The sequence below is a fragment of the Fredinandcohnia onubensis genome, from assembly GCF_002734215.1.
Classification (GTDB): Bacteria; Bacillota; Bacilli; order Bacillales; family Bacillaceae_L; genus Ferdinandcohnia; species Ferdinandcohnia onubensis.
Genome location: NZ_NSEB01000006.1, coordinates 230,707 through 252,168 on the forward strand (window position 1 = coordinate 230,707; position 21,462 = coordinate 252,168).

Annotated in this window: 16 protein-coding genes and 1 other annotated feature; of the genes, 1 reads left to right on the forward strand and 15 read right to left on the reverse strand. The window is 37.8% G+C overall.

Annotation, left to right across the window (positions count from 1 at the left end; translation table 11 throughout):
* Positions 1–30: 30 nt before the first annotated feature.
* The 5 genes from CKK03_RS08025 to lonB form a co-directional block, all read right to left on the reverse strand.
* Entirely contained in the window at positions 31–693 is a 663-nt protein-coding gene (locus tag CKK03_RS08025) for an amino acid ABC transporter permease (protein ID WP_099362088.1), read from the reverse strand.
* Positions 694–777: 84 nt separating this feature from the next.
* Positions 778–1,527 (reverse strand): transporter substrate-binding domain-containing protein, encoded by a 750-nt coding sequence (locus tag CKK03_RS08030; protein ID WP_099362279.1) that lies wholly within the window; start codon positions 1,525–1,527, stop codon positions 778–780.
* 244 nt (positions 1,528–1,771) lie between these two features.
* Positions 1,772–2,368, reverse strand: coding sequence for a ribosome biogenesis GTP-binding protein YihA/YsxC (yihA, locus tag CKK03_RS08035; protein WP_099362089.1), 597 nt, complete (start codon positions 2,366–2,368; stop codon positions 1,772–1,774).
* On the reverse strand, positions 2,365–4,689 hold the full coding sequence (lon, locus tag CKK03_RS08040) for an endopeptidase La (protein ID WP_099362090.1): 2,325 nt from the start codon (positions 4,687–4,689) through the stop codon (positions 2,365–2,367). Before lon ends, yihA begins: the two co-directional genes overlap by 4 nt.
* A 172-nt stretch (positions 4,690–4,861) precedes the next feature.
* Positions 4,862–6,541, reverse strand: a complete 1,680-nt coding sequence (gene lonB, locus CKK03_RS08045; protein ID WP_099362091.1) for an ATP-dependent protease LonB — start codon at positions 6,539–6,541, stop codon at positions 4,862–4,864.
* A gap of 245 nt (positions 6,542–6,786) precedes the next feature.
* Between lonB and CKK03_RS08050 the strand changes: the two genes are divergently transcribed.
* Positions 6,787–8,262, forward strand: a complete 1,476-nt coding sequence (locus CKK03_RS08050) for a VWA domain-containing protein (protein WP_180271199.1) — start codon at positions 6,787–6,789, stop codon at positions 8,260–8,262.
* A 30-nt stretch (positions 8,263–8,292) separates the two neighbouring features.
* Here CKK03_RS08050 and clpX read toward each other — a convergent pair whose 3' ends face one another.
* From clpX to ilvB, 10 genes are all read right to left on the reverse strand, one after another.
* Positions 8,293–9,555, reverse strand: a complete 1,263-nt coding sequence (clpX, locus tag CKK03_RS08055; RefSeq protein ID WP_099362093.1) for an ATP-dependent protease ATP-binding subunit ClpX — start codon at positions 9,553–9,555, stop codon at positions 8,293–8,295.
* Between the two features lie 518 nt (positions 9,556–10,073).
* On the reverse strand, positions 10,074–11,360 hold the full coding sequence (gene tig, locus CKK03_RS08060) for a trigger factor (protein WP_099362094.1): 1,287 nt from the start codon (positions 11,358–11,360) through the stop codon (positions 10,074–10,076).
* A 205-nt stretch (positions 11,361–11,565) separates the two neighbouring features.
* On the reverse strand, positions 11,566–12,597 hold the full coding sequence (locus CKK03_RS08065) for a tetratricopeptide repeat protein (protein WP_099362095.1): 1,032 nt from the start codon (positions 12,595–12,597) through the stop codon (positions 11,566–11,568).
* Positions 12,598–12,731: 134 nt separating this feature from the next.
* Positions 12,732–13,319, reverse strand: a complete 588-nt coding sequence (leuD, locus tag CKK03_RS08070; protein ID WP_099362096.1) for a 3-isopropylmalate dehydratase small subunit — start codon at positions 13,317–13,319, stop codon at positions 12,732–12,734.
* Between the two features lie 2 nt (positions 13,320–13,321).
* Entirely contained in the window at positions 13,322–14,749 is a 1,428-nt protein-coding gene (gene leuC, locus CKK03_RS08075) for a 3-isopropylmalate dehydratase large subunit (protein ID WP_099362097.1), read from the reverse strand.
* A gap of 97 nt (positions 14,750–14,846) precedes the next feature.
* Complete coding sequence (leuB, locus tag CKK03_RS08080) at positions 14,847–15,959, reverse strand: 3-isopropylmalate dehydrogenase (protein WP_099362098.1); 1,113 nt, start codon at positions 15,957–15,959, stop codon at positions 14,847–14,849.
* A gap of 53 nt (positions 15,960–16,012) precedes the next feature.
* Entirely contained in the window at positions 16,013–17,557 is a 1,545-nt protein-coding gene (locus tag CKK03_RS08085; protein ID WP_099362099.1) for a 2-isopropylmalate synthase, read from the reverse strand.
* Positions 17,544–18,572, reverse strand: a complete 1,029-nt coding sequence (ilvC, locus tag CKK03_RS08090) for a ketol-acid reductoisomerase (RefSeq protein ID WP_099362100.1) — start codon at positions 18,570–18,572, stop codon at positions 17,544–17,546. The genes CKK03_RS08085 and ilvC overlap by 14 nt, the downstream gene beginning before the upstream one ends.
* 55 nt (positions 18,573–18,627) lie before the next feature.
* Positions 18,628–19,146 (reverse strand): acetolactate synthase small subunit, encoded by a 519-nt coding sequence (gene ilvN, locus CKK03_RS08095; protein ID WP_099362101.1) that lies wholly within the window; start codon positions 19,144–19,146, stop codon positions 18,628–18,630.
* Positions 19,143–20,861: an acetolactate synthase large subunit gene (gene ilvB / locus CKK03_RS08100; RefSeq protein ID WP_099362102.1), complete on the reverse strand. Its 1,719-nt coding sequence runs from the start codon at positions 20,859–20,861 to the stop codon at positions 19,143–19,145. Before ilvB ends, ilvN begins: the two co-directional genes overlap by 4 nt.
* 85 nt (positions 20,862–20,946) lie before the next feature.
* Positions 20,947–21,205 (reverse strand) — a binding site (T-box leader).
* Between the last annotated feature and the right edge of the window lie 257 nt (positions 21,206–21,462).

The window sequence follows — 21,462 nt, forward strand, 5'->3', positions numbered from 1 at the left end:
TCCTTCTTTTGCAAATCACTTCACCTTCCCTTATTTATCGCTTGCGGCCAATTTTTTCTCAAGCATGCCAACTAAAATAGTAAATATCAAGACGAGAATTAAATAATAAATCGCAACGATAAGTAAATATGTCATATAATCAAAATTGTTAGAGCCCAATGTTGTTGATACATTAAAGAGTTCGTTTAAACCAATAAATGCGGCTAGTGATGAGTCCTTTAATCCAATAATAAATTGATTTCCAAGGGGTGGTATTGCTCTTCGGAACGCTTGAGGAAGGATAATTCTTCGCATCGTTAAAATTCTGCTCATTCCTAATGATTGTCCCGCTTCCATTTGACCATTATCAATGGATTGAATGGCTCCTCTAAAAATTTCTGCAATATATGCTCCATTATGGAATGCCAATCCTAGCGTTACGGACCAAAACATCGATATATCTAAAGCAGACAAACCAAAATAAAAGACAAAGATCTGAACGATTAAAGGGGTTCCTCTTACCAAATAAATATACAAATCTGCAATCTTGACGAGGATGGTTTTCCCTGAAATTTTAAAAAATGCAAAAAGCAAACCAATAAATACAGCGATGAAAATAGCAACGATTGTTACTTGTAATGTAAGAAACATCCCTTTCAAAAACACAGGATACGAATCAATCAACTGGTCTATGATATGACTAAATTCAGGCAATTACCTTCAACTCCTTATTCAAAAGTACTTATTAGAAAAAGAAACGAATGCGTAAGAAAGTCACATTCGTTTCTAAGATATTACCTATTCTTCTGGATTCGTTGTGATATCTTCTTTAAAGTATTTTTCACTAATTTTCTTTAGGGTTCCGTCTTCTCTTAATTTATCAAGTGCTTCATTTATTTTCTTCAATAGCTCTTCATTGTCCTTCGCCACTGCTACGGCCTGCTCACTTAAACCAAGAATATCTTTTCCTTCAATTTCAATACCGTTCCCAATTGCTTCTTTTCCCGTTAAAAAGTCAGTAATAACCGCATCATGCTTTCCGATTGCTAAAGCTTCCAATGCTGTAACATCACTGTCGTATTGAACGACGTTGTCAGTTACTTCTTGAGCTGTTTTTGCATAAGTAGAACCTTTTGAAACAGCAATTTCCAAGCCTTTCAGATCATCTAGGCTCACTACATCACTATCAGGTCTTACGAAGATCTGAGGTCCTGAATAGTAATAAGGTGTTGAAAAATTCACATGCTCTGCACGTTCATCTGTAATCGTGTGACTTGCAACAGCAGCATCAAAACGTCCTGTTTTCACACCCTCGACAATACTGTTAAATTTAAATCTTTTTTGATCGGGTTCTAAACCTAGCTCTTTTGCAATCGCCTCTGCTACTTCAATATCGAACCCAGTCATAACACCATCTCCATCTGTTACACTAAATGGATTGTATTCTCCAGATGAAGCAAACGTAAATTTTCCGTCCTCAACTAATTTCATCCCAGTTGAAGATGACTTTTCACTTCCACAAGCACTCAAAACACCAACAGTCAACATCAGAACTAAAAAAGAAACGAGTCTCCTTTTCACTTTTGTTTCCCCCTTTTTTTATTTCCACTAAAAATGGCTAACAAATTTCGCCTAGTAAAGTGTACCTAACATTTCTTCTATCTTATTAGGCCAATCCCTTGCTTATAACCGAATCGGTAAAATCGCCTTTATATCTCCCCAATTCTTCATAATTTCCTTCGTTTCGCCAAGCTTGGTTTTTACTCAGAAAAAAACAGCTAAGGCATATGCTTTAGCTGTTTTCATCGTTCATATATGATTGTAGGACGGTCCAGGCCTGTTCTTTTCCTAAACCTGTTTCTGATGAGAACTTGATGATTTGGTCACCAGGCTCAAGTTCTAATGTTTCGCGTACGACCTTTAGATGTTTATCCCATTTTCCTTTTGGAATTTTATCTGCCTTTGTTGCAATGACGACAACAGGGATTTCGTAATGTTTCGCAAAATTATACATTAGCACATCATCGTTGGTTGGAGGGTGACGTAAATCAACAATTAAAACAACTGCTTTAAGCTGTTCACGTGTTGTTAAATACTTCTCAATCATTTTCCCCCATGCCGCTCTTTCTGTTTTTGAAACCTTTGCATACCCGTATCCTGGAACATCAACAAAGTGTAATAATTCATTAATCAGGTAAAAGTTTAAGGTTTGCGTCTTTCCAGGCTTTGATGATGTACGTGCCAACGCTTTACGATTAATCATTTTATTAATAAACGAAGATTTTCCAACATTCGAACGTCCGGCCAGCGCAAATTCAGGAAGATCTCCTTCTGGGTATTGTTCTGGCTTTACAGCACTTATAACGATTTCTGCACTTGTAACTTTCATTTTTTCTCCTCTAATAACGCATGTTTTAATACTTCATCTAAATGTGAGACCGGAATAAATTCGACATCATCTCTTACACTGTCAGGAATGTCTTCAAGGTCTTTTTCATTTTCCTTTGGAAATAAAATCTTCGTTAATCCTGCACGATGTGCACTTAATGATTTTTCTTTTAAACCACCTATCGGGAGAACACGGCCTCTTAAGGTAATTTCACCTGTCATTCCAACTTCCTTACGAACAGCTCTGCCAGTTAAAGCAGATATAAGTGCCGTTGCGATCGTAATCCCAGCTGAAGGTCCATCCTTTGGAACGGCACCTTCTGGAACGTGAATATGGATATCATTTTTTTCATTAAAATCCGGATCAATTTTTAATTCTTGTGCTTTTGATCGAATATAACTAAAAGCAGCTTGAGCAGACTCCTTCATTACATCCCCTAGCTTACCAGTGAGGACAAGCTTTCCTTTACCAGGTGCTAGCGAAACTTCGATTGAAAGGGTGTCTCCGCCGAAAGCTGTATACGCTAGTCCAGTAGCAACTCCAACCTGGTCTTCAAGTTCTGCTTGGCCATAACGGAATATCGGCTTCCCTAAGAATTCAACTACATTTTTTTCAGTAATGACAACGCGTTTCTTTTCACCAGAAACAATAATCTTAGCCACCTTACGACAAATTTTCGCAATTTGACGCTCAAGACTACGGACTCCCGCTTCTCTTGTGTAATGACGAATTATATTTAAAAGAGCATCTTCTCTTATTTGCAATTTACCCTTTGTTAAACCATGCTCTTCAAGTTGTTTTGGCAATAAATGATCTTTGGCGATATGAACTTTTTCAAGCTCTGTATAACCAGCGATTGTAATAATTTCCATTCGGTCCCGGAGTGGTCCCGGAATGGTTGCCAAGTTATTAGCAGTAGCAATGAACATAACTTTCGATAAATCATAAGGCTCTTCAATAAAATGATCACTGAAGTTGAAGTTCTGCTCAGGGTCCAATACTTCAAGCATCGCTGCAGAAGGATCACCTCTAAAATCATTTGACATTTTATCAATTTCATCTAATAAAAAGACTGGATTGATTGTGCCGGCCTTTTTCATTCCTTGGATAATACGTCCTGGCATTGCACCTACATATGTTCTACGGTGCCCCCTGATTTCTGATTCATCACGAACACCACCAAGTGAAATTCGCACAAAATTTCTACCAAGAGATTTTGCCACTGATTTTGCTAACGAGGTTTTACCAACTCCCGGAGGTCCCGCTAAACATAGAATCGGCCCTTTTAAAGAGTTTGTTAATTGTTGAACAGCTAAATATTCAAGTACTCTTTCTTTTACCTTATCGAGCCCAAAATGGTCTTTTTCAAGGATTTCCTCTGCATGGTGAATATCTAGTCGATCTTCCGTTGCATTTGTCCACGGTAACGACAACAGCCATTCAATATAGTTCCGTATCACAGCGCTTTCTGCCGAAGTTTGTGGGATTTTTTCGTAACGGTCAAGTTCTTTCAAGGCGACTTTCTTGAAATGTTCAGGCATTCCTGCTGCTTCAATCTTATCCTTGAGTGTAGTGACCTCACCTGTTTTTCCCTCTTTATCTCCTAATTCCTTTTGAATGGCTTTCATTTGTTCACGAAGATAGTATTCCTTCTGAGTTCTTTCCATGGAACGCTTAACACGTTGACCAATTTTCTTTTCAAGGCTTAAGACTTCTTTTTCATTATTGATGATGGTAATGACCTTGTTCATTCGTGCACGAACATCAATCGTTTCAAGAATTTCTTGTTTTTCTTTTAGTTTGAGAGGGATATGGGAGGCAATGATATCTGCCATTCGACCTGGTTCCTCAATATCTGTAACAGACGTATATGTTTCAGTCGATATCTTTTTAGAAAGCTTTATGTACTGTTCGAAATACTCAAGCATCATTCGCATGAGTGCTTCTGATTCAACATCCTTTGTTTCGTCTTCCTCAAAGGTTTTTACTTTAACCGAATAATACGTATCGTTGTCATGGATTTCTTTTATTTCCGCGCGATGAAGTCCTTCAACCAATACACGTATTGTTCCATTTGGTAATTTAAGCATTTGTTTTACTTGCGTTAATGTTCCTATGTTATAAATATCATCCTCTGTAGGATCGTCAATAGCCACATCTTTTTGGGTTGTTAAAAAAATGATATGGTCTTCTACCATTGCTTTTTCCAATGCTTGCACTGATTTTTCACGGCCAACATCTAGATGCAAAACCATAGTTGGATAGACAAGCAATCCGCGAAGTGGTAAAAGAGGAACAATGATTTCTTTTTTTCTTGTCATTGCATACACCTCAAAATTGAATATAGTTCTTAAATGTAAATTTTATCTTATTTGATAGCTAGTGTCTATTTTGGAGGTTTTTTCATTTTATATTAAAGATGAAAAACATAAAAAGACTTCGACGTTCTTTTTATAGTATGTCGAAGTCTTTCTATTTTAAACTGTATTACATTTAGACAGATTCTGTTTTTGAAAAGTTAGTTGAAGCTGGAATGATTGATTGCTTGGATTGCTTTTGCCGTTCAGGAGTTTCAATCGCAATCTCAAAGACTTCCTCCAAATTGGTAACTGGAATAATTTCAATCCCCTCAATTTCCTTCAAGATCGATTGCATATTTTCTTGAGGAATGATGACCCTTTTCGCTCCAGCTTGTTTTGCTGCTTTAATTTTTGGTACGACTCCACCAATTGGTTTTACATTCCCATGAATGCTGATTTCACCTGTCATGGCAACTTTATGATCGACCGGGAACTTATGAATGGCTGAAAAGATACCAGTGGCCATCGCAATCCCTGCAGAAGGTCCATCAATCGGAATCCCCCCAGGGAAATTAACATGGATGTCGTAATCATGTGCAGGAACGCCCATTGAGCGAAGCACGGTAATGACATTTTCAATTGAGCCCTTCGCCATACTTTTTCTTCGAACTGACTTTCCACGGTCCCCAATGCTTTCTTCTTCAACAATACCAGTTATATTAATCGTGCCTTTATCTTTAGCAGGAATAACAGTAACCTCGATTTCTAATAACGCTCCGGTGTTTGGTCCATATACAGCTAAGCCATTAACAAGCCCCACCCTTGCACTTGGATATATCTTCTTATCATAGCGCGGTGTTAACTGACTTGAATGAAGCACCCACTCTATATCTTCATCCTTAATAAAATCGCGGTCCTCTGAAATTGCGATTCCAGCGGCGATTTGAACCATATTCACTACCTCACGTCCATTTCTAGCATAAGAGGCAAGTGTAGCAATTCCTTTTTCAGTCGCCTGCATTTTTACTTTATCAAGTGCTTTTCTTGTTACAATCGCTAATTCATCCTGATCTAAATCTCGGAAAAATACCTCTAAGCAACGCGAACGAATCGCTGGCGGTATTTCATTAGGGGTACGTGTTGTAGCACCAATCATTCGAAAATCAGCTGGTAACCCATTCTTAAAAATATCATGAATATGTGTAGGGATTTGTGTATTTTCTTCACTATAATAAGCACTTTCAAGAAATACTTTACGATCCTCTAAAACCTTTAACATTTTATTCATTTGAATGGGATGAAGCTCTCCAATTTCATCAATGAATAACACGCCTCCATGTGCATGTGTCACAGCCCCTGGTTTTGGCTGAGGAATACCCGCTTGACCCATTGCACCTGCTCCTTGATAAATCGGATCATGAACAGAGCCAATTAAAGGATCGGCTATTCCACGTTCATCAAATCGTGCAGTTGTCGCGTCTAATTCTACAAATACAGCTGATTGCTTAAAAGGAGATTTTGCATTCCGTTTTGCTTCCTCCATTACAAGACGTGCTGCCGCTGTTTTACCTACTCCAGGTGGTCCATAAATAATGACGTGCTGAGGATTTGGTCCACAAAGTGCTGCTTTTAAGGATTTGATTCCATCCTCTTGTCCAACAATATCTGAAAAACTAGTTGGTCTTACTCGCTCAGCTAGAGGTTCTGTTAAAGAAATGGACCTCATTTTACGGAGTTGTTCCATTTCTTTTCTAGACTCTTTATCTATAGATACCTTTTGAGTTCGCTGGTTTTTAAGGAGATTCCAAAAGTAAAGCCCGATGATCACTCCAAAAAATAGCTGTACGAATAAAACAATACCTGTCCAACTCATATTATTCCTCCTGCTCGCAAAGATAGACTACTATCTGCTATTATCTCCTGAGTAAAGGTGGAATAAACCAAATTTGACGGATTTTTGACTAGCCAATTCGTTATATTCATTACGTAACGTTTAAAAAGTCTTGTTAGATAATACCAATTTCATACAAATTATACAATTTCATCTAGTTATTTAGGACTATTTAAAAAAAGCTGATTATCTGTAAGATATATATTATGTATGGAAGGAGTGAAAATATGAAGAAAAGGTGGTTACTGGCTCTTATATCAGCATCTATTCTTATTTTCGGAGGATGTTCAGCAGAAAAAGAAAAGCAGCCAGTAGAAGAATCAAAAGAACAGAAAGTTAATAAAATGGAAAACGAAACAGCTCCAAACAAAAGTACTGAAACAAGTGCTCAGCTTGAAGAAATGGACTCGAAAAGTCTAAATATTGAAATGGATATTAAAGAAATAGAGAATATTCTCATCCCAGACACACTAGAAGGGTTTCAAGAGCAACCTCCGGGAATGTTCACATCTGATATTCCTTTTGAAGAAGAAACCAAGCAGGTTTGGGGAAATTTTGGACTTGGTAATTATGAGGAAGAGTTAACGAATAAACTTGCTGCATTTACTTCAAAATCAAAGGACCCCACAGATATTTTTAAAGCCCTACATTATTATCTAGGTAGCAATGCGTTTAATCGTTCAATATCTGAAATTAAAGACTACGGTGTTACATGGTATGAACCCTATCTTCCAGAGCCTGAGGAAATGCAAGGTGAATCAAAAGCAACGGATTCGGTTCCAAGCGAAGTTTATATATTACTTGATGCAAGTGGTAGTATGTATGGAAAAGTGGAGGGTGTACAAAAAATGTCTATTGCAAAGAAAGCGGCGAGTCGTTTTGCCGCAACAGTAGGACATGAAAAAGATATTTCACTGGTTGTCTATGGACACGCTGGGTCTAATAAAGAAAAAGATAAACAACTTTCTTGTTCAAAAATCGAGGATGTATATCCACTAAACACGTTTAATCCAGAGGCCTTTTCAAAAGCTGTAAATGCAGTCCAAGCAAGGGGCTGGACACCACTAGCAAGCGCAATAGATTTTGTACATAAAAAGACCGAAAACTCGGCCAATAATGTTACATTATACATCATTAGTGATGGCATCGAAACATGTGAAGGAGACCCCGTTGCAACAGCAAAAGCCTTTGCTAATCAGCACTCAAATGGAGCTGTAAATATTATCGGGTTCGATGTAGATGCCGAGGGTGAAAATCAACTTAAAGCAGTTGCATCTGCTGGCAATGGAGAATATATTTCCGCTAATACAATTGAAGAACTTGATCAATCTATTACTAAGAAATGGGTTCCTTCATTTCAAGAAATAATGAGTAAATCCAATTCTTTGCTAAAGCATTGGGGTCAAATGAATGAAGCCATGAGGGACCGAGAAAAATTAGCAAGCAATTTTTACTATGCTGCAACCAACGAAAGAAGTAGATTCATCTCCGCTATGCAAATCATGCTTTCTGAAAATATGATTTCACAAGATACTTATGATACTTTAATGAAAGCCGTGGATACAAAGTGGAATTTGAGCGCAGAACTGAAAAATGAATTAAGTACCGAAAATCGCGAACAAGCTGAAGCTGAACGTCAGCAAATTATCGAAAAAGTAAATAGTTGGACACAACGTATGAATGAATTACGAAATTCTCAATAAAAAAATCCCGAGCTACCTCGGGATTTTTTCTTATGCGGAGATTTCTGTGTTTTCAACAACCGTTCCATCATCCAATAGAAGCTTTGGTGATGTATTTTTTGATACAGTTTCCGCTGTGATGATACATTTCTTAATATCGTCTCTTGATGGAAGATCAAACATCACATCAAGCATAATACTTTCGATAATGGAGCGTAAACCACGTGCTCCTGTTTTACGTTCAATTGCCTTTTTCGCAATTTCCTTAAGAGCATCTTCTTCGAAATCCAACTCGACTTCATCTAGCTCAAGCATTTTTTGATATTGCTTAACTAAAGCATTTTTTGGTTTCGTTAGAATTTCTACCAACGCGTCCTCATCTAATGGTTCAAGGCTCGCAATAACTGGGAGACGGCCAATAAACTCAGGAATTAAGCCAAACTTTAGTAAGTCTTCTGGTAATGATCTAGAAAGTAGTGATTTTTGGTCTAATTCTTCTTCAACAACGTTAGATCCAAATCCAATTACTTTTTTACCAAGACGGCGCTTGATGATTTGTTCAATTCCATCAAAAGCTCCACCACAAATAAATAGGATATTTGAAGTGTCAATTTGAATAAATTCTTGATGAGGGTGCTTTCTTCCACCTTGTGGAGGTACACTTGCCACTGTTCCTTCAAGAATTTTTAATAGTGCTTGCTGTACACCTTCACCTGATACATCACGTGTAATTGACGGATTTTCAGATTTACGTGCAACTTTATCAATTTCATCGATATAAATAATACCTTTTTCAGCTTTCTCCACATCATAATCAGCCGCTTGAATAAGTTTTAGTAGAATATTTTCTACGTCTTCCCCAACATATCCAGCTTCTGTCAATGAAGTAGCATCCGCAATCGCAAATGGTACATTTAGAATACGAGCCAAAGTTTGCGCTAACAATGTCTTACCACTACCTGTTGGCCCAATCATACAAATATTACTTTTTGATAATTCAACATCGTCAATTTTGCTGTTTGAATTAATACGCTTATAGTGGTTATAAACAGCGACAGCTAATGACTTTTTCGCTGCATCTTGACCAATTACATATTCATCTAGGATTTCTCTTATTTCTTTTGGTTTAGGTACATCTTTAAATTCAACTTCTTCCTCTGTACCTAACTCCTCTTCTACGATCTCAGTACATAATTCAATACATTCATCGCATATATAAACGCCAGGACCTGCAACTAACTTTCGAACTTGATCTTGCGTTTTTCCGCAAAAAGAACACTTAAGTTGCCCTTTTTCATCATTAAATTTAAACATCATGTCACCCCTTATTTGTTTCTTTCTCTCTACAATAAGCCCCGTATCTATTGACATAGGCAATCTTGTTTGAACTTCGGCCTCTTTACCGTCAGTTCCATTATCTAATTATGTAATGCACATTGTACCATATTTCTTCCTCAGAATGGTAATAATAACTCTCGCGCTCATTATGTAAGTATGTGTGGTCTTAAAAAACAACTAGTGGAATATGTGCTGACTTCGCCCCTCCTTTTTCAGTGTTCCCATATTCTTTAGAATAAAACTACTACCAAATGCTTATTGTAAGGTAGTTCAAAAAGTGCGGTGAATATGACGCATCGATTTTCTGCGTTGGCTTGCTTCTCCGTTCCTCTCGTATTAACTGCATACGCTCCGGTACTCAAAGCTGCACCGCCTTGAAAATCTCGGTCCTCTTCATCCTCCTTTTTGAACAAGCATTCATATGTACAACTTTTTAGTTTTGGGTATAAAACAAGGCACGATCATATCGCGCCTTGATATTCCCTTATTTATTATTATGCAACACTTTTGCTATTTTCTACAAGAAAATCGATTGCTTTTCTAATTTTTAAATCTTCTGTAATTCCATCTAAGCCACCAAGCATTGACTTAATCTCATCAGTAGAAACACCGTACATTGTTGCCATATTTTCTAATTCTGCACTGATTTCCTCTTCTGACACTTCGATGTTTTCAGCTTTTGCGATTGCTTCTAATGTTAAGTTAACACGAACGCGCTTGCCAGCATCTTCTTTCATTTGTTCACGTAAAGCATTTTCATCTTGACCAGAGAATTGGAAGTATAGGTCAAGGTTCATGCCTTGCATTTGTAAACGTTGTTCAAATTCACGTAGCATGCGGTCTAATTCAGTATTAACCATTGCCTCTGGAATATCGATTTCAGCATTCTCTGATGCTTTTTCGATTAATGTATCTTTAAGGCTATTTTCAGCGTCACGCTTCTTAGTCTCTTCTAAACGAGTTCTAGTTTTAGCTTTTAATTCATCTAATGTTTCAACTTCATCGTCTACATCTTTTGCAAACTCATCATCAAGCTCAGGAAGTTCTTTTGCTTTGATTTCGTGAACTTTTACTTTGAAAGTTGCTGGCTTACCTGCTAGGTTTTCAGCATGGTATTCTTCAGGGAAATTAACTTCAACGTCTTTTTCTTCACCTGTAGCAATACCTACTAATTGTTCTTCAAATCCAGGAATGAATGAGCCTGAACCAATTTCTAATGAATAGTTCTCAGCCTTTCCACCTTCGAATGCTTCTCCATCAACGAAACCTTCGAAATCAATTACAACAGTGTCGCCATTTTCTACAGTACCTTCTTCTTTAACAACAAGTTCTGCATTGCGCTCTTGTAATTGTTTGATTTCTGCATCAACTTCTTCGTCAGTAACAGTATCTTCAAGTTTTTCAACTTCTAGACCTTTGTAGTCACCAAGTTTAACTTCTGGCTTAACAGTTACTTTTGCAGTGAAGATAAGGTTTTTACCTTTTTCGATTTGTTCAACGTCAACTTCTGGACGATCAACTGGCTCAATACCAGTTTCTTTAATTGCATTTTCATATGCATCTGGAAGAAGAATATCTAATGCATCTTGGTATAGTGATTCAACACCAAAACGCTTTTCGAACATTCCACGAGGCATTTTACCTTTACGGAATCCTGGTACGTTAACTTGCTTTACTACCTTTTTAAAAGCTTCGTCAAGTCCTTGGTTAAATGTTTCTGCGTCAACCTCTACAGTTAAGACACCTTGGTTTCCTTCTAATTTTTCAAACTTTGCGGACATAATTCTTTCCCTCCAACTATCTATTTACTAACTATTTTTTCCGATATGTAAATTTCATAACTATTACCATATGTCGGTAAACTAGCATTTTACAACCATTACATTATAACATAGAATAGGCACCTTTCAACATATAGAATATTTTTATATTGTTAGAAAGTTTAACCAACTAATCGAAATTATAATATCTTCTTTTACCATTTTTTTATTCTATATACGAAAAACTCTCTACCTTTTCTAGCTTATCTAGAGCATGTTTTAGTTCAAATAAACTTATCCCGTAGATTTGCTCTAGTGTTCGATTCTCAATCTCCATTCCGTGAAGTTCAGCACTATATAAATGGAGAGCGGCAGCATACGTCGATGGGTTCTCATCATCCAATGTAAAAGGATAAAGTACAAAAAGATGCTGAAGCCAAATCTCTTTTGCTGTTTCATATAGAGTCGGATTCTCATTTTGCAATTGTTCCTCTAAGATCGATAGAACCTCAATTGTAAATGAAGACATTGACGGGTCTATTAACTTTGAAGGGATAACTTTAATTGTTTCCCCAAGCTTCTCAACCTCTATCTCACGATCCACCTGATTCATTGCAAGCAACTGCAATATCATCGTTTTTACAACTGGATGTTTTTTAGGATTAGCTAAAAATGGAGCCAGCATATCAAGGTATTTCCGTATATTGAGTTCCTTCATGGATTGTATGGCCGCTATTTGATTCCCGATCATTTCCTCATTATATAAAACATGTTGAAGATGTTCCATAACATCCTGATTCGTGTTCTCAGCTTCTATTTCCACCTTATCATCTGAATAATGCATTCTTTTACTCAGTTCTAAGAGCTGAGTCAGATTGTCTAAATACTCAGGAGGAACTGAATCTTCATCAAGCACAGCCTCTATTGTTGTTTTTACTTCATTATATTGTCCGAGTTGGATGAGAACTGTTAAATAGATTTGAAGGACATGAAAATAGTCCCCAACATCTTCCTTCATCATAACTAAACAATTTTCTTTTGCTTGCTCTAATTCTCCTAGTTCAAAAAGACAGATGACAATCCCAAGCTCAATTTCATGATTGCCCTCTTCAAGTTCCTGTGCTTGTGATAATAATGTTAGAGCTTCTTTAAATTTTTTATTGGTTAATGCCTCAAGACCTTTGTCCATTAATCTTTCCTTTAGATGAGGAAAGGGAACAACTTTATCATGCTTCTTACCTTTAAACTTATTTTCCATAGAGTTTTTCCAACCCCAAACTCATTTTTCTACTTGAGTTATAAGTGTACCAATGAAAAAAAGAGAAAACAATAGTGGTACCATGGTAGGTTACAAAAAAAGAGACAAAGTCTGATGGACTTTGTCTACAATTATTAGTTCGCAGTTTTAACTTCGTACTCTTTAATTTGTTGTTCATAGGAAAGAGTCTTGTCAATCTCATCCCAACCATTGATCAACATTTCCTTCCAATAAGCATCAATTGTAAATTCCGTTTTGAAGCCTTTTGAATCGACGATTGTTTGTTCCTCTAATGAAATTGTGCATTGATAATCAGCGGAACTCGCTTCTTTTAAAAGGTACTCGATCACGCTTTTTTCTAATACGATTGGTAGAATACCGTTCTTCAAGCAGTTATTATAGAAAATATCTGCAAACGAAGGAGCTAGGATTGACTTAAATCCAAAGTCTTGTAATGCCCATGGAGCATGCTCACGAGAAGAGCCGCAACCAAAGTTTTCATTTACAACAAGAATAGTTGCACCTTCATTTTCTTTTCGATTTAATTCAAAATCTGGGTTTGGGCTTCCGTCAGCTTCAAAGCGCCAATCGAAAAAGGCATATTTTCCAAACCCGGTTCTTTCAATACTTTTTAAAAATTGTTTCGGAATGATTTGGTCTGTGTCCACATTGTTTCGATCCATTCCTGCAACTTTACCTTGATGTGTGATAAATGGTTCCATGATTATGCCTCCTCCCCAGCTGTTACCTTTTGAATTTTACGAACATCTACGAATTTACCATAAATAGCGGCAGCAGCTGCCATTGCCGGACTCACTAAGTGTGTACGAGCACCCTTACCTTGACGTCCTTCGAAGTTACGGTTTGATGTAGAAGCACATCTTTCACCAGCAGGAACTACGTCCGGGTTCATACTTAAACACATGCTGCATCCAGCATCACGCCATTCAAAGCCAGCGTCACGGAATACATCAGCAAGACCTTCTTTTTCCGCTTGAAGCTTCACTTGTTGAGAGCCTGGAACAACTAAAGCCCGTACATTAGGAGATACCTTTTGGCCACGGATAATTTCAGCCGCTTCACGTAAGTCACCAATTCGTGAATTTGTACATGATCCGATAAATACATGTTGAATTTCAACTTCATTAATCGGGGTTCCAGGAGCAAGCTCCATATATTCATAGGCACGTTGAGCAGACTTCTTATCAACTTCTTTCTCAAAATCCTCTGGATATGGAACTGTATCCTCAATCGTTATACTCATAGATGGGTTAGTACCCCATGTAACAGTAGGTAAGATTTCATCTGCATGAATTTCTAAAATTTTATCGAAAGAAGCTCCCTCATCAGTTGCAAGAGCTCTCCATCTTTCAACAGCTGCATCAAATTCAGCACCTGAAGGGCTATGCTTTCTTCCTTTAAGATAGGAGAATGTTGTTTCATCTGGACTAATTAAGCCAGCTTTCGCTCCGCCTTCAATTGACATATTACAAATGGTCATTCTCTCTTCCATTGACATGTCTCGAATTGCTTCACCTGTATATTCGATTACATGTCCTGTTCCAAAATCAATTCCAAACTTACGGATAATGGATAAAATAACGTCCTTTGCATATACACCAGGTGATAATGTTCCAACTACATTTACCTGCATGGTTTTAGGTTTTTGTTGCCATAATGTTTGAGTAGCAAGTACATGTTCTACCTCACTTGTCCCAATTCCAAACGCTAAAGCTCCAAATGCTCCATGTGTAGATGTATGGCTATCCCCACATACAATTGTTTTTCCTGGTTGTGTTAATCCAAGCTCAGGTCCAATAACGTGAACAATTCCTTGTTCAGGGCTATATAGATCTGCTAAAGGTACATTAAATTCCTTACAGTTTTTCTCCAATGCACTCATCTGTTTAGCGGCGATCTCATCCTTTGTTTGGAAGCGATCACTTGTAGTAGGTACGTTGTGATCCATTGTCGCAAATGTTAAATCAGGTCTTCTGACTTTTCTATTTTTTATACGTAAACCTTCAAAGGCTTGCGGAGAAGTTACTTCATGGACAAGATGTAGGTCAATGTATAGTAGGTTTGGTTTCCCCTCTTCATGATTGATAACGTGCTGATCCCATATTTTTTCAATAATCGTTTTAGGTGCCATTAGTATCTTCATCCTCCTTTTTCACTTTTTTTGAAAAGATAAGCTCGGTATATACCGAGCTATCAGTGGGTCTAGCTTTGCAATGGATAAATTTTATCTATGCATAGCAAGACATAATATTTGAAATCGCCCCGTCCTCAACTAAGGCCTCTTTAATCTTTTCCACCATTTCAGTTGTTGAAATTGCTTTTCCTTGTGGTTGAACGACATCTGCAGTGCGGTAACCAGCAGCTAAAACATCATCCACAGCTTTTTCTACTGCTTTAGCCTCTTCTTCTAATCCAAAAGATAAGCGTAAAAGCATAGCAGCGGATAATATGGTCGCAATTGGATTTGCAATGTCCTTACCAGCGATATCTGGTGCAGAACCATGAATTGGTTCAAAAAGACTCGGTCCATCCGTCGATAAACTTGCTGAAGGTAGCATGCCAAGTGATCCTGTTAACATGGATGCTTCATCACTTAAAATATCTCCAAACATATTCTCAGTAACGACTACATCAAATTGTCTAGGGTTTCGGATTAGCTGCATTGCTGCGTTATCCACTAGCATATGCTCTAATGTAACCTCTGGATAAGAAGCAGCAACTTCTTCAGCAACCTCACGCCACATTCTGCTAGATTCTAAGACATTCGCTTTGTCTACAGAAGTCACTTTCTTCTTTCTGGTCATAGCCATTTCAAATGCTTTTTCAATGATTCTCTTCATTTCAGAGCGTTTGTAGGAAAGAGTATCAACAGCTGCTTCTTCGCCATCTTCAATCTTTCTTCCACTTGGCTTTCCAAAGTAAAGTCCACCAGTTAGCTCTCTGACGATTACAAAATCAGCATTTTCAATCACTTCTTGTTTGAGTGGAGAAGCATCTAGTAAGCTATTAAAACAAGTTACCGGTCTTACATTAGCATACAAGTTTAAGGCTTTTCGAATTTGTAATAATCCTTTTTCAGGACGTAAATGTGGAGGGTTTGAATCCCACTTCGGACCCCCTACAGCCCCTAGCAATACAGCATCACTTTGTTTACATACTTCCAGTGTTTCCGCCGGAAGAGGAGTGCCTTCAGCGTCTATAGCTGAACCACCTATTAAAGCGTGTTGAAATGTAAACTCATGATTGTATTGTCCGGCGACTGCCTTCAACACTTCGATTGCCCCTTTAGTCACTTCTTTGCCAACGCCATCTCCACGAAGTACGGCAATACTCTTCTTCATATTGACTCCTCCTCTTATTTCTTATCTACACTGAAAATAGTAAATTTAAAAGTTTAAACTCCTACCTTTTCAAGTAGCTTCTTGTTCTTTTCAACTGTTAAAAGTCTGTTTACTGCATTCACATATGCTCGTGCAGAAGCTTCTAACACGTCTTGTGCAGAACCTCTTCCACTGCTTTCAACATTCTCATGTTTTACTTTTACAAATACCTCTGCAAGTGCGTCACGCCCTGCGCCGACAGATTGGATTCGGTAATCATCTAAGGTAATTGAAATACCGAAGCAACGTTCGAGTGTATTATAAAGTGCTTCAACACTTCCTGATCCTGTCGCAGCCTCTTGGATTTGGTTACCTTCACGATCTGTTAAGGTAATTGTTGCAGTAGGAATTTGGTTTGTACCGTATTGAACCTGCAAAGAAGTTAATTGATACATATCCTCTACATTTGCAACCTTCTCATCTACTAATAATGTGATTAAATCATCATCAGTAATTTCTTTCTTTTTATCTGCTAAATCTTTAAATAGCTTAAATACACGGTTAACTTCTTGGTCATCCAATGTGTAACCCAATTCTAAAATACGGTTGCGGAATGCGTGTCTACCTGAATGCTTTCCTAGTACCATTGAATTTGATTTCACCCCTACTAACTCTGGAGTGATAATTTCATAAGTCGTTTTTTCCTTTAACACACCATCTTGGTGAATACCTGATTCGTGTGCAAAAGCATTTCTCCCAATTACAGCTTTGTTCGGAGGAATAATCATACCTGTTAATTTACTTACTAAATCACTTGTACGCTTGATTTCATCCAACTTTAATCGAGTGTGTGCTTTGTAGAAGTCCTGACGAATATGGAGTGCAACTGCAACCTCTTCTAATGAAGCGTTACCGGCCCTTTCGCCAATTCCATTGATGGTTCCTTCTACTTGTAAAGCACCATGTTCAATTGCTGATAATGAATTTGAAACAGCCATTCCAAGGTCATCATGACAATGAGTAGATAGAATAACTTTATCAATATTCGGTACGTTCTCTAGTAAATAGGTAAACATTTTTCCGTATTCTTCTGGTGCTCCATATCCAACTGTATCTGGCAGGTTAATTACATTCGCTCCTGCATCAATGACTTCTTTTACGATTTTAGCTAAGAAATCTAATTCAGTGCGGCTTGCATCCTCTGCAGACCATTGGATGATTGGGAAGAATTTTGATGCATATTTTACACTCTCTACTGCTGATTGAATCACTTGATCCGGTGTCTGTTTAAGCTTATATTTTCTATGAATTGGGGATGTAGCAATAAAGGTGTGGAGACGAGGCTCCGCTCCACCCTTTAAAGCTTCCCAAGCACTATCGATATCACTTTTTACAGCTCTTGCTAAGCCCGTAACAGAAACATTTTTGATGGTTTCAGCAATTTGTTTAACTGACTGAAAATCACCTTCAGAGGCAGCTGGGAATCCGGCCTCCATGACATCCACATTGAGTCGTTCCAGTTGCTTAGCAATTTCAAGTTTTTCGTGTAAGTTTAAGTTTACTCCAGCAGACTGTTCTCCATCTCTTAATGTAGTGTCAAAAATATTAATTTTCCGCACTGGCACCCACCACTTCTTTCACTTGTCTTTGTTTTACGAAAGGCATCATTGCACGAAGTTTCTTACCTACTACTTCAATTTGGTGTTCAGCTTCAATTTTGTTAATAGCATTGAATTCTGGACGATTTGCTTGGTTTTCAAGGATCCAGCCTTTAGCAAACTTACCTGTTTGGATATCTTTTAGTACTTCTTTCATTTCTGCTTTTACACTGTCAGTTACGATACGTGGTCCAGTTACGAAATCTCCCCACTGAGCTGTGTCAGAAATTGAATATCTCATTCCAGCTAAACCTTCTTCATACATTAAATCAACGATCAGTTTTAATTCATGTAAACATTCGAAGTATGCAACTTCTGGTTGGTATCCAGCTTCCACTAATGTTTCGAATCCTGCTTTAACTAATGCAGAAGTTCCACCACATAATACTGCTTGCTCACCGAATAGGTCTGTTTCAGTTTCTTCTTTGAATGTAGTTTCTAGAACGCCCGCTCTAGCTGCTCCAATTCCTTTTGCATACGCAAGTGCAATTTCTTTTGCATTTCCAGATACGTCTTGCTCGATCGCGATTAGTGCCGGTACTCCAGCTCCTTCAGTAAATGTACGGCGTACTAGATGTCCTGGGCCTTTTGGAGCTACTAAGAAAACATCTACGAAGTTTGGTGGTACGATTTGGCTAAAGTGAATGTTAAAACCATGAGCAAATACTAATGCATTTCCTGGCTCTAATCCTGGTTCGATTTCTTCTTTATATACCTTTGGTTGATTTTCATCTGGAAGTAATACCATAATTACGTCCGCTTGCTCTGCAGCTTCTTTAACAGAATAAACTTGTAGTCCATCATTTTTTGCTTGCTCAAAAGATTTTCCTTGACGAAGACCAACAATTACATCAACGCCACTTTCTCGTAAGTTCAATGCATGTGCGTGTCCTTGTGAACCGTAACCAATGATCGCAACCTTTTTATTTTGTAAAACTGAATCATTTACATCTCCGTTATAATATACCTTTGTCATTTTAAAATCTCTCCCTTATTAGAATTAAGTTATATATGGTAATGTGATTAAACCCTTAAACAATAGAAATATTCTTTGGACTTGAAGCTGTTTTTTGGTTACCTCTTGTGAAAGCAGTTGTGCCTGTACGGGCAACTTCTTTAATACCGTATGGCTTTAAGAGGTCAATTAAAGCTTCAACTTTTTCTGATTCTCCTGTAACTTGGATAACCAGGCTTTCCTTACTTACATCTATAATGGATGCTCGGAAAGGATCTATTAAGCTATAAATCTCATTTCTATTTGATGGACTGGATGCTACTTTAATGAGAGCGAGCTCCCTAGCCACAATGGCTTGATTCGTAATATCCACGACCTTTATAACATCAATTTGTTTGTTTAGCTGTTTTGTAATTTGTTCGACAACCGTTTCTTCATCGAGATGAATCACAAATGTCATTCGTGAGAGTCCCTCTGTTTCGGAATGTCCCACTGTGATGCTTTCAATATTGTAGTGACGTTTTGTTAACAGGCCAGTGATTCGGTTAAGTACACCAGCGCGGTTATTTACTAGTAATGTGATGATTCTTTTCACAGCTTAACACCTACCATTTCATGATGACCCTTTCCTGAAGCTACCATTGGGTATACATTTTCGAAAGGCGTCACATTAAAGTCCATAAGAACTGGTCCCTCGTATTCAAGTGCTTCTTTTAACACTTGCTCTGCTTCTTGTTCATTTGTAGCTCTTAAACCTTTAATTCCATAAGCATCAGCTAGTTTCATAAAATCTGGCTGATTAGGAATCAAGGAATGTGAGTATCTCTCTTTATAGAAGAGTTGTTGCCATTGTCTAACCATTCCTAAAGCTTTGTTGTTAAGAATGATGATTTTGATTGGTAGATTTAATTCATGAATGACTGAAAGTTCTTGAGAAGTCATTTGGAATCCACCATCTCCTAATATAGCAACCACAGTTGAAGACTTTTCAGCTAACTGTGCACCAATACTTGATGGTAAGCCAAAGCCCATTGTTCCAAGTCCGCCTGATGTTACCCAACGATTTGGTTTTGTAAACTGATAGTATTGTGCAGCCCACATTTGATGCTGACCAACGTCAGTTGTAACAATTGCTTCCCCATCCGTATATTTATAAATAAGTTCTATCAATTTTTGTGGTTTTAGTTCATCTTCTGATGGTTTATAAACAAGTGGATACTCTTCTTTCCATCCAGCTAGTTTTTCTCTCCATTCTCCGGAATCACCAGGTTTACCATCTTGGTGAACTAGAGCTTTAAGAACCTCTTTTGCATCCCCTACCACAGGAATCTTAGTAGGTACGTTTTTCCCGATTTCAGCAGGATCAATATCAATATGTGCGACTATCGCATTTGGAGCAAAGTGTTCTAGGTTTCCAGTTACCCGGTCATCGAATCTGGCTCCAATACTGATTAATAGATCACATTCATGTAAAGCCATATTCGCTGAGTATGTTCCATGCATTCCTGCCATGCCTAGATATAAAGAATGATTAGCAGGGAATCCACCTAAACCTAAAAGGGTATGTGCTAATGGGATATTTTGTTGTTCAACATATTCTCTTAATTCGTCTGCTGCTTTTGCATGTATAACCCCAGCACCAGCAAGAACGACCGGTTTTTTCGCTTGACTAACTGCTTCAACTAGCTTACGAATTTGCAGATGATTTGGATGAATTGTCGGCTGATAACCTGGCAACTGAATTTCTTGATCATAATCAAATTCCGCTTCATTTGCTGTCATGTCTTTTGGAATATCAATTAATACAGGTCCTGGTCTTCCAGAAGTAGCAATATAAAATGCTTCTTTAATTATTTTTGGTAGGTCTTTAACATCCCTTACCTGGTAACTATGTTTTGTAATCGGCATTGTGATTCCAAGAACATCCGCTTCCTGGAAAGCATCTGATCCAATTACTGATGAAGCAACCTGACCTGTAAATACAACAAGTGGAATTGAATCAATCATCGCGTCTGCTAATCCCGTCACAATATTTGTTGCACCCGGTCCTGAAGTTGCAATGACGACACCTGGTTTTCCTGAAATTCTCGCATACCCTTCAGCTGCATGTATACCACCTTGTTCATGTCTAGTTAATACATGAAAAATTCCTGAGTCATATAAACTATCATAAATATTAAGTACAGCACCGCCAGGATATCCAAAAATGACTTCTACGTTTTCCCTTTTCAATGCTTCGATTAGCATTCGGGAACCATTCATTTTTGTAGAAGCTTTAGTTTGATCTTCCACTTTTGCATTTACGCCCATTTTTTCTTACATCCCTTCCTTATAGTAAATAAATTTCTCTAAAAAAAATAAAATGCCAATCCACCCACTAGACCAATTTCTTGGTCGAAGGGGTGAAAAGGCATTTATCACTTTCCACGGTACCACCCTTGTTCGCGATCTAAAAGACCACCTCAGGAACAACTTTTGTTGTTCATTTTGATAACGGGTGAGCTGTTACCAAACACCCGGTTAGCTCTACTACAAATGTTTCAAGCTAACACTCTGAGGTGAGTTCATCCAACGGGATAACACCGGCTTCCAGCATTACCGGCTCTCTGTTGATATCTTTACGTTAGACTACTTATCCTCTTCAACGTTTATGAATATTCAATATTTTCAAGTTACATTTCTATTAGCATTATGCCCAAGGTACCACTTTAATACCTAAAAACATAAACGCTTTACATGATTGAAAACTTAGGTTCAAAAAATAATCCAAATCCATGACCTTCCACCTTTTTAGTAAAAGGATGGGTTAGTTATGATAGGACTTTTCTAAGTTGCCAATTCACTTATTCATTTTCTTTTTTGGTAGAAAATATTTGATATTAGAGCCTATATTACGCCCATTTTTTATCGG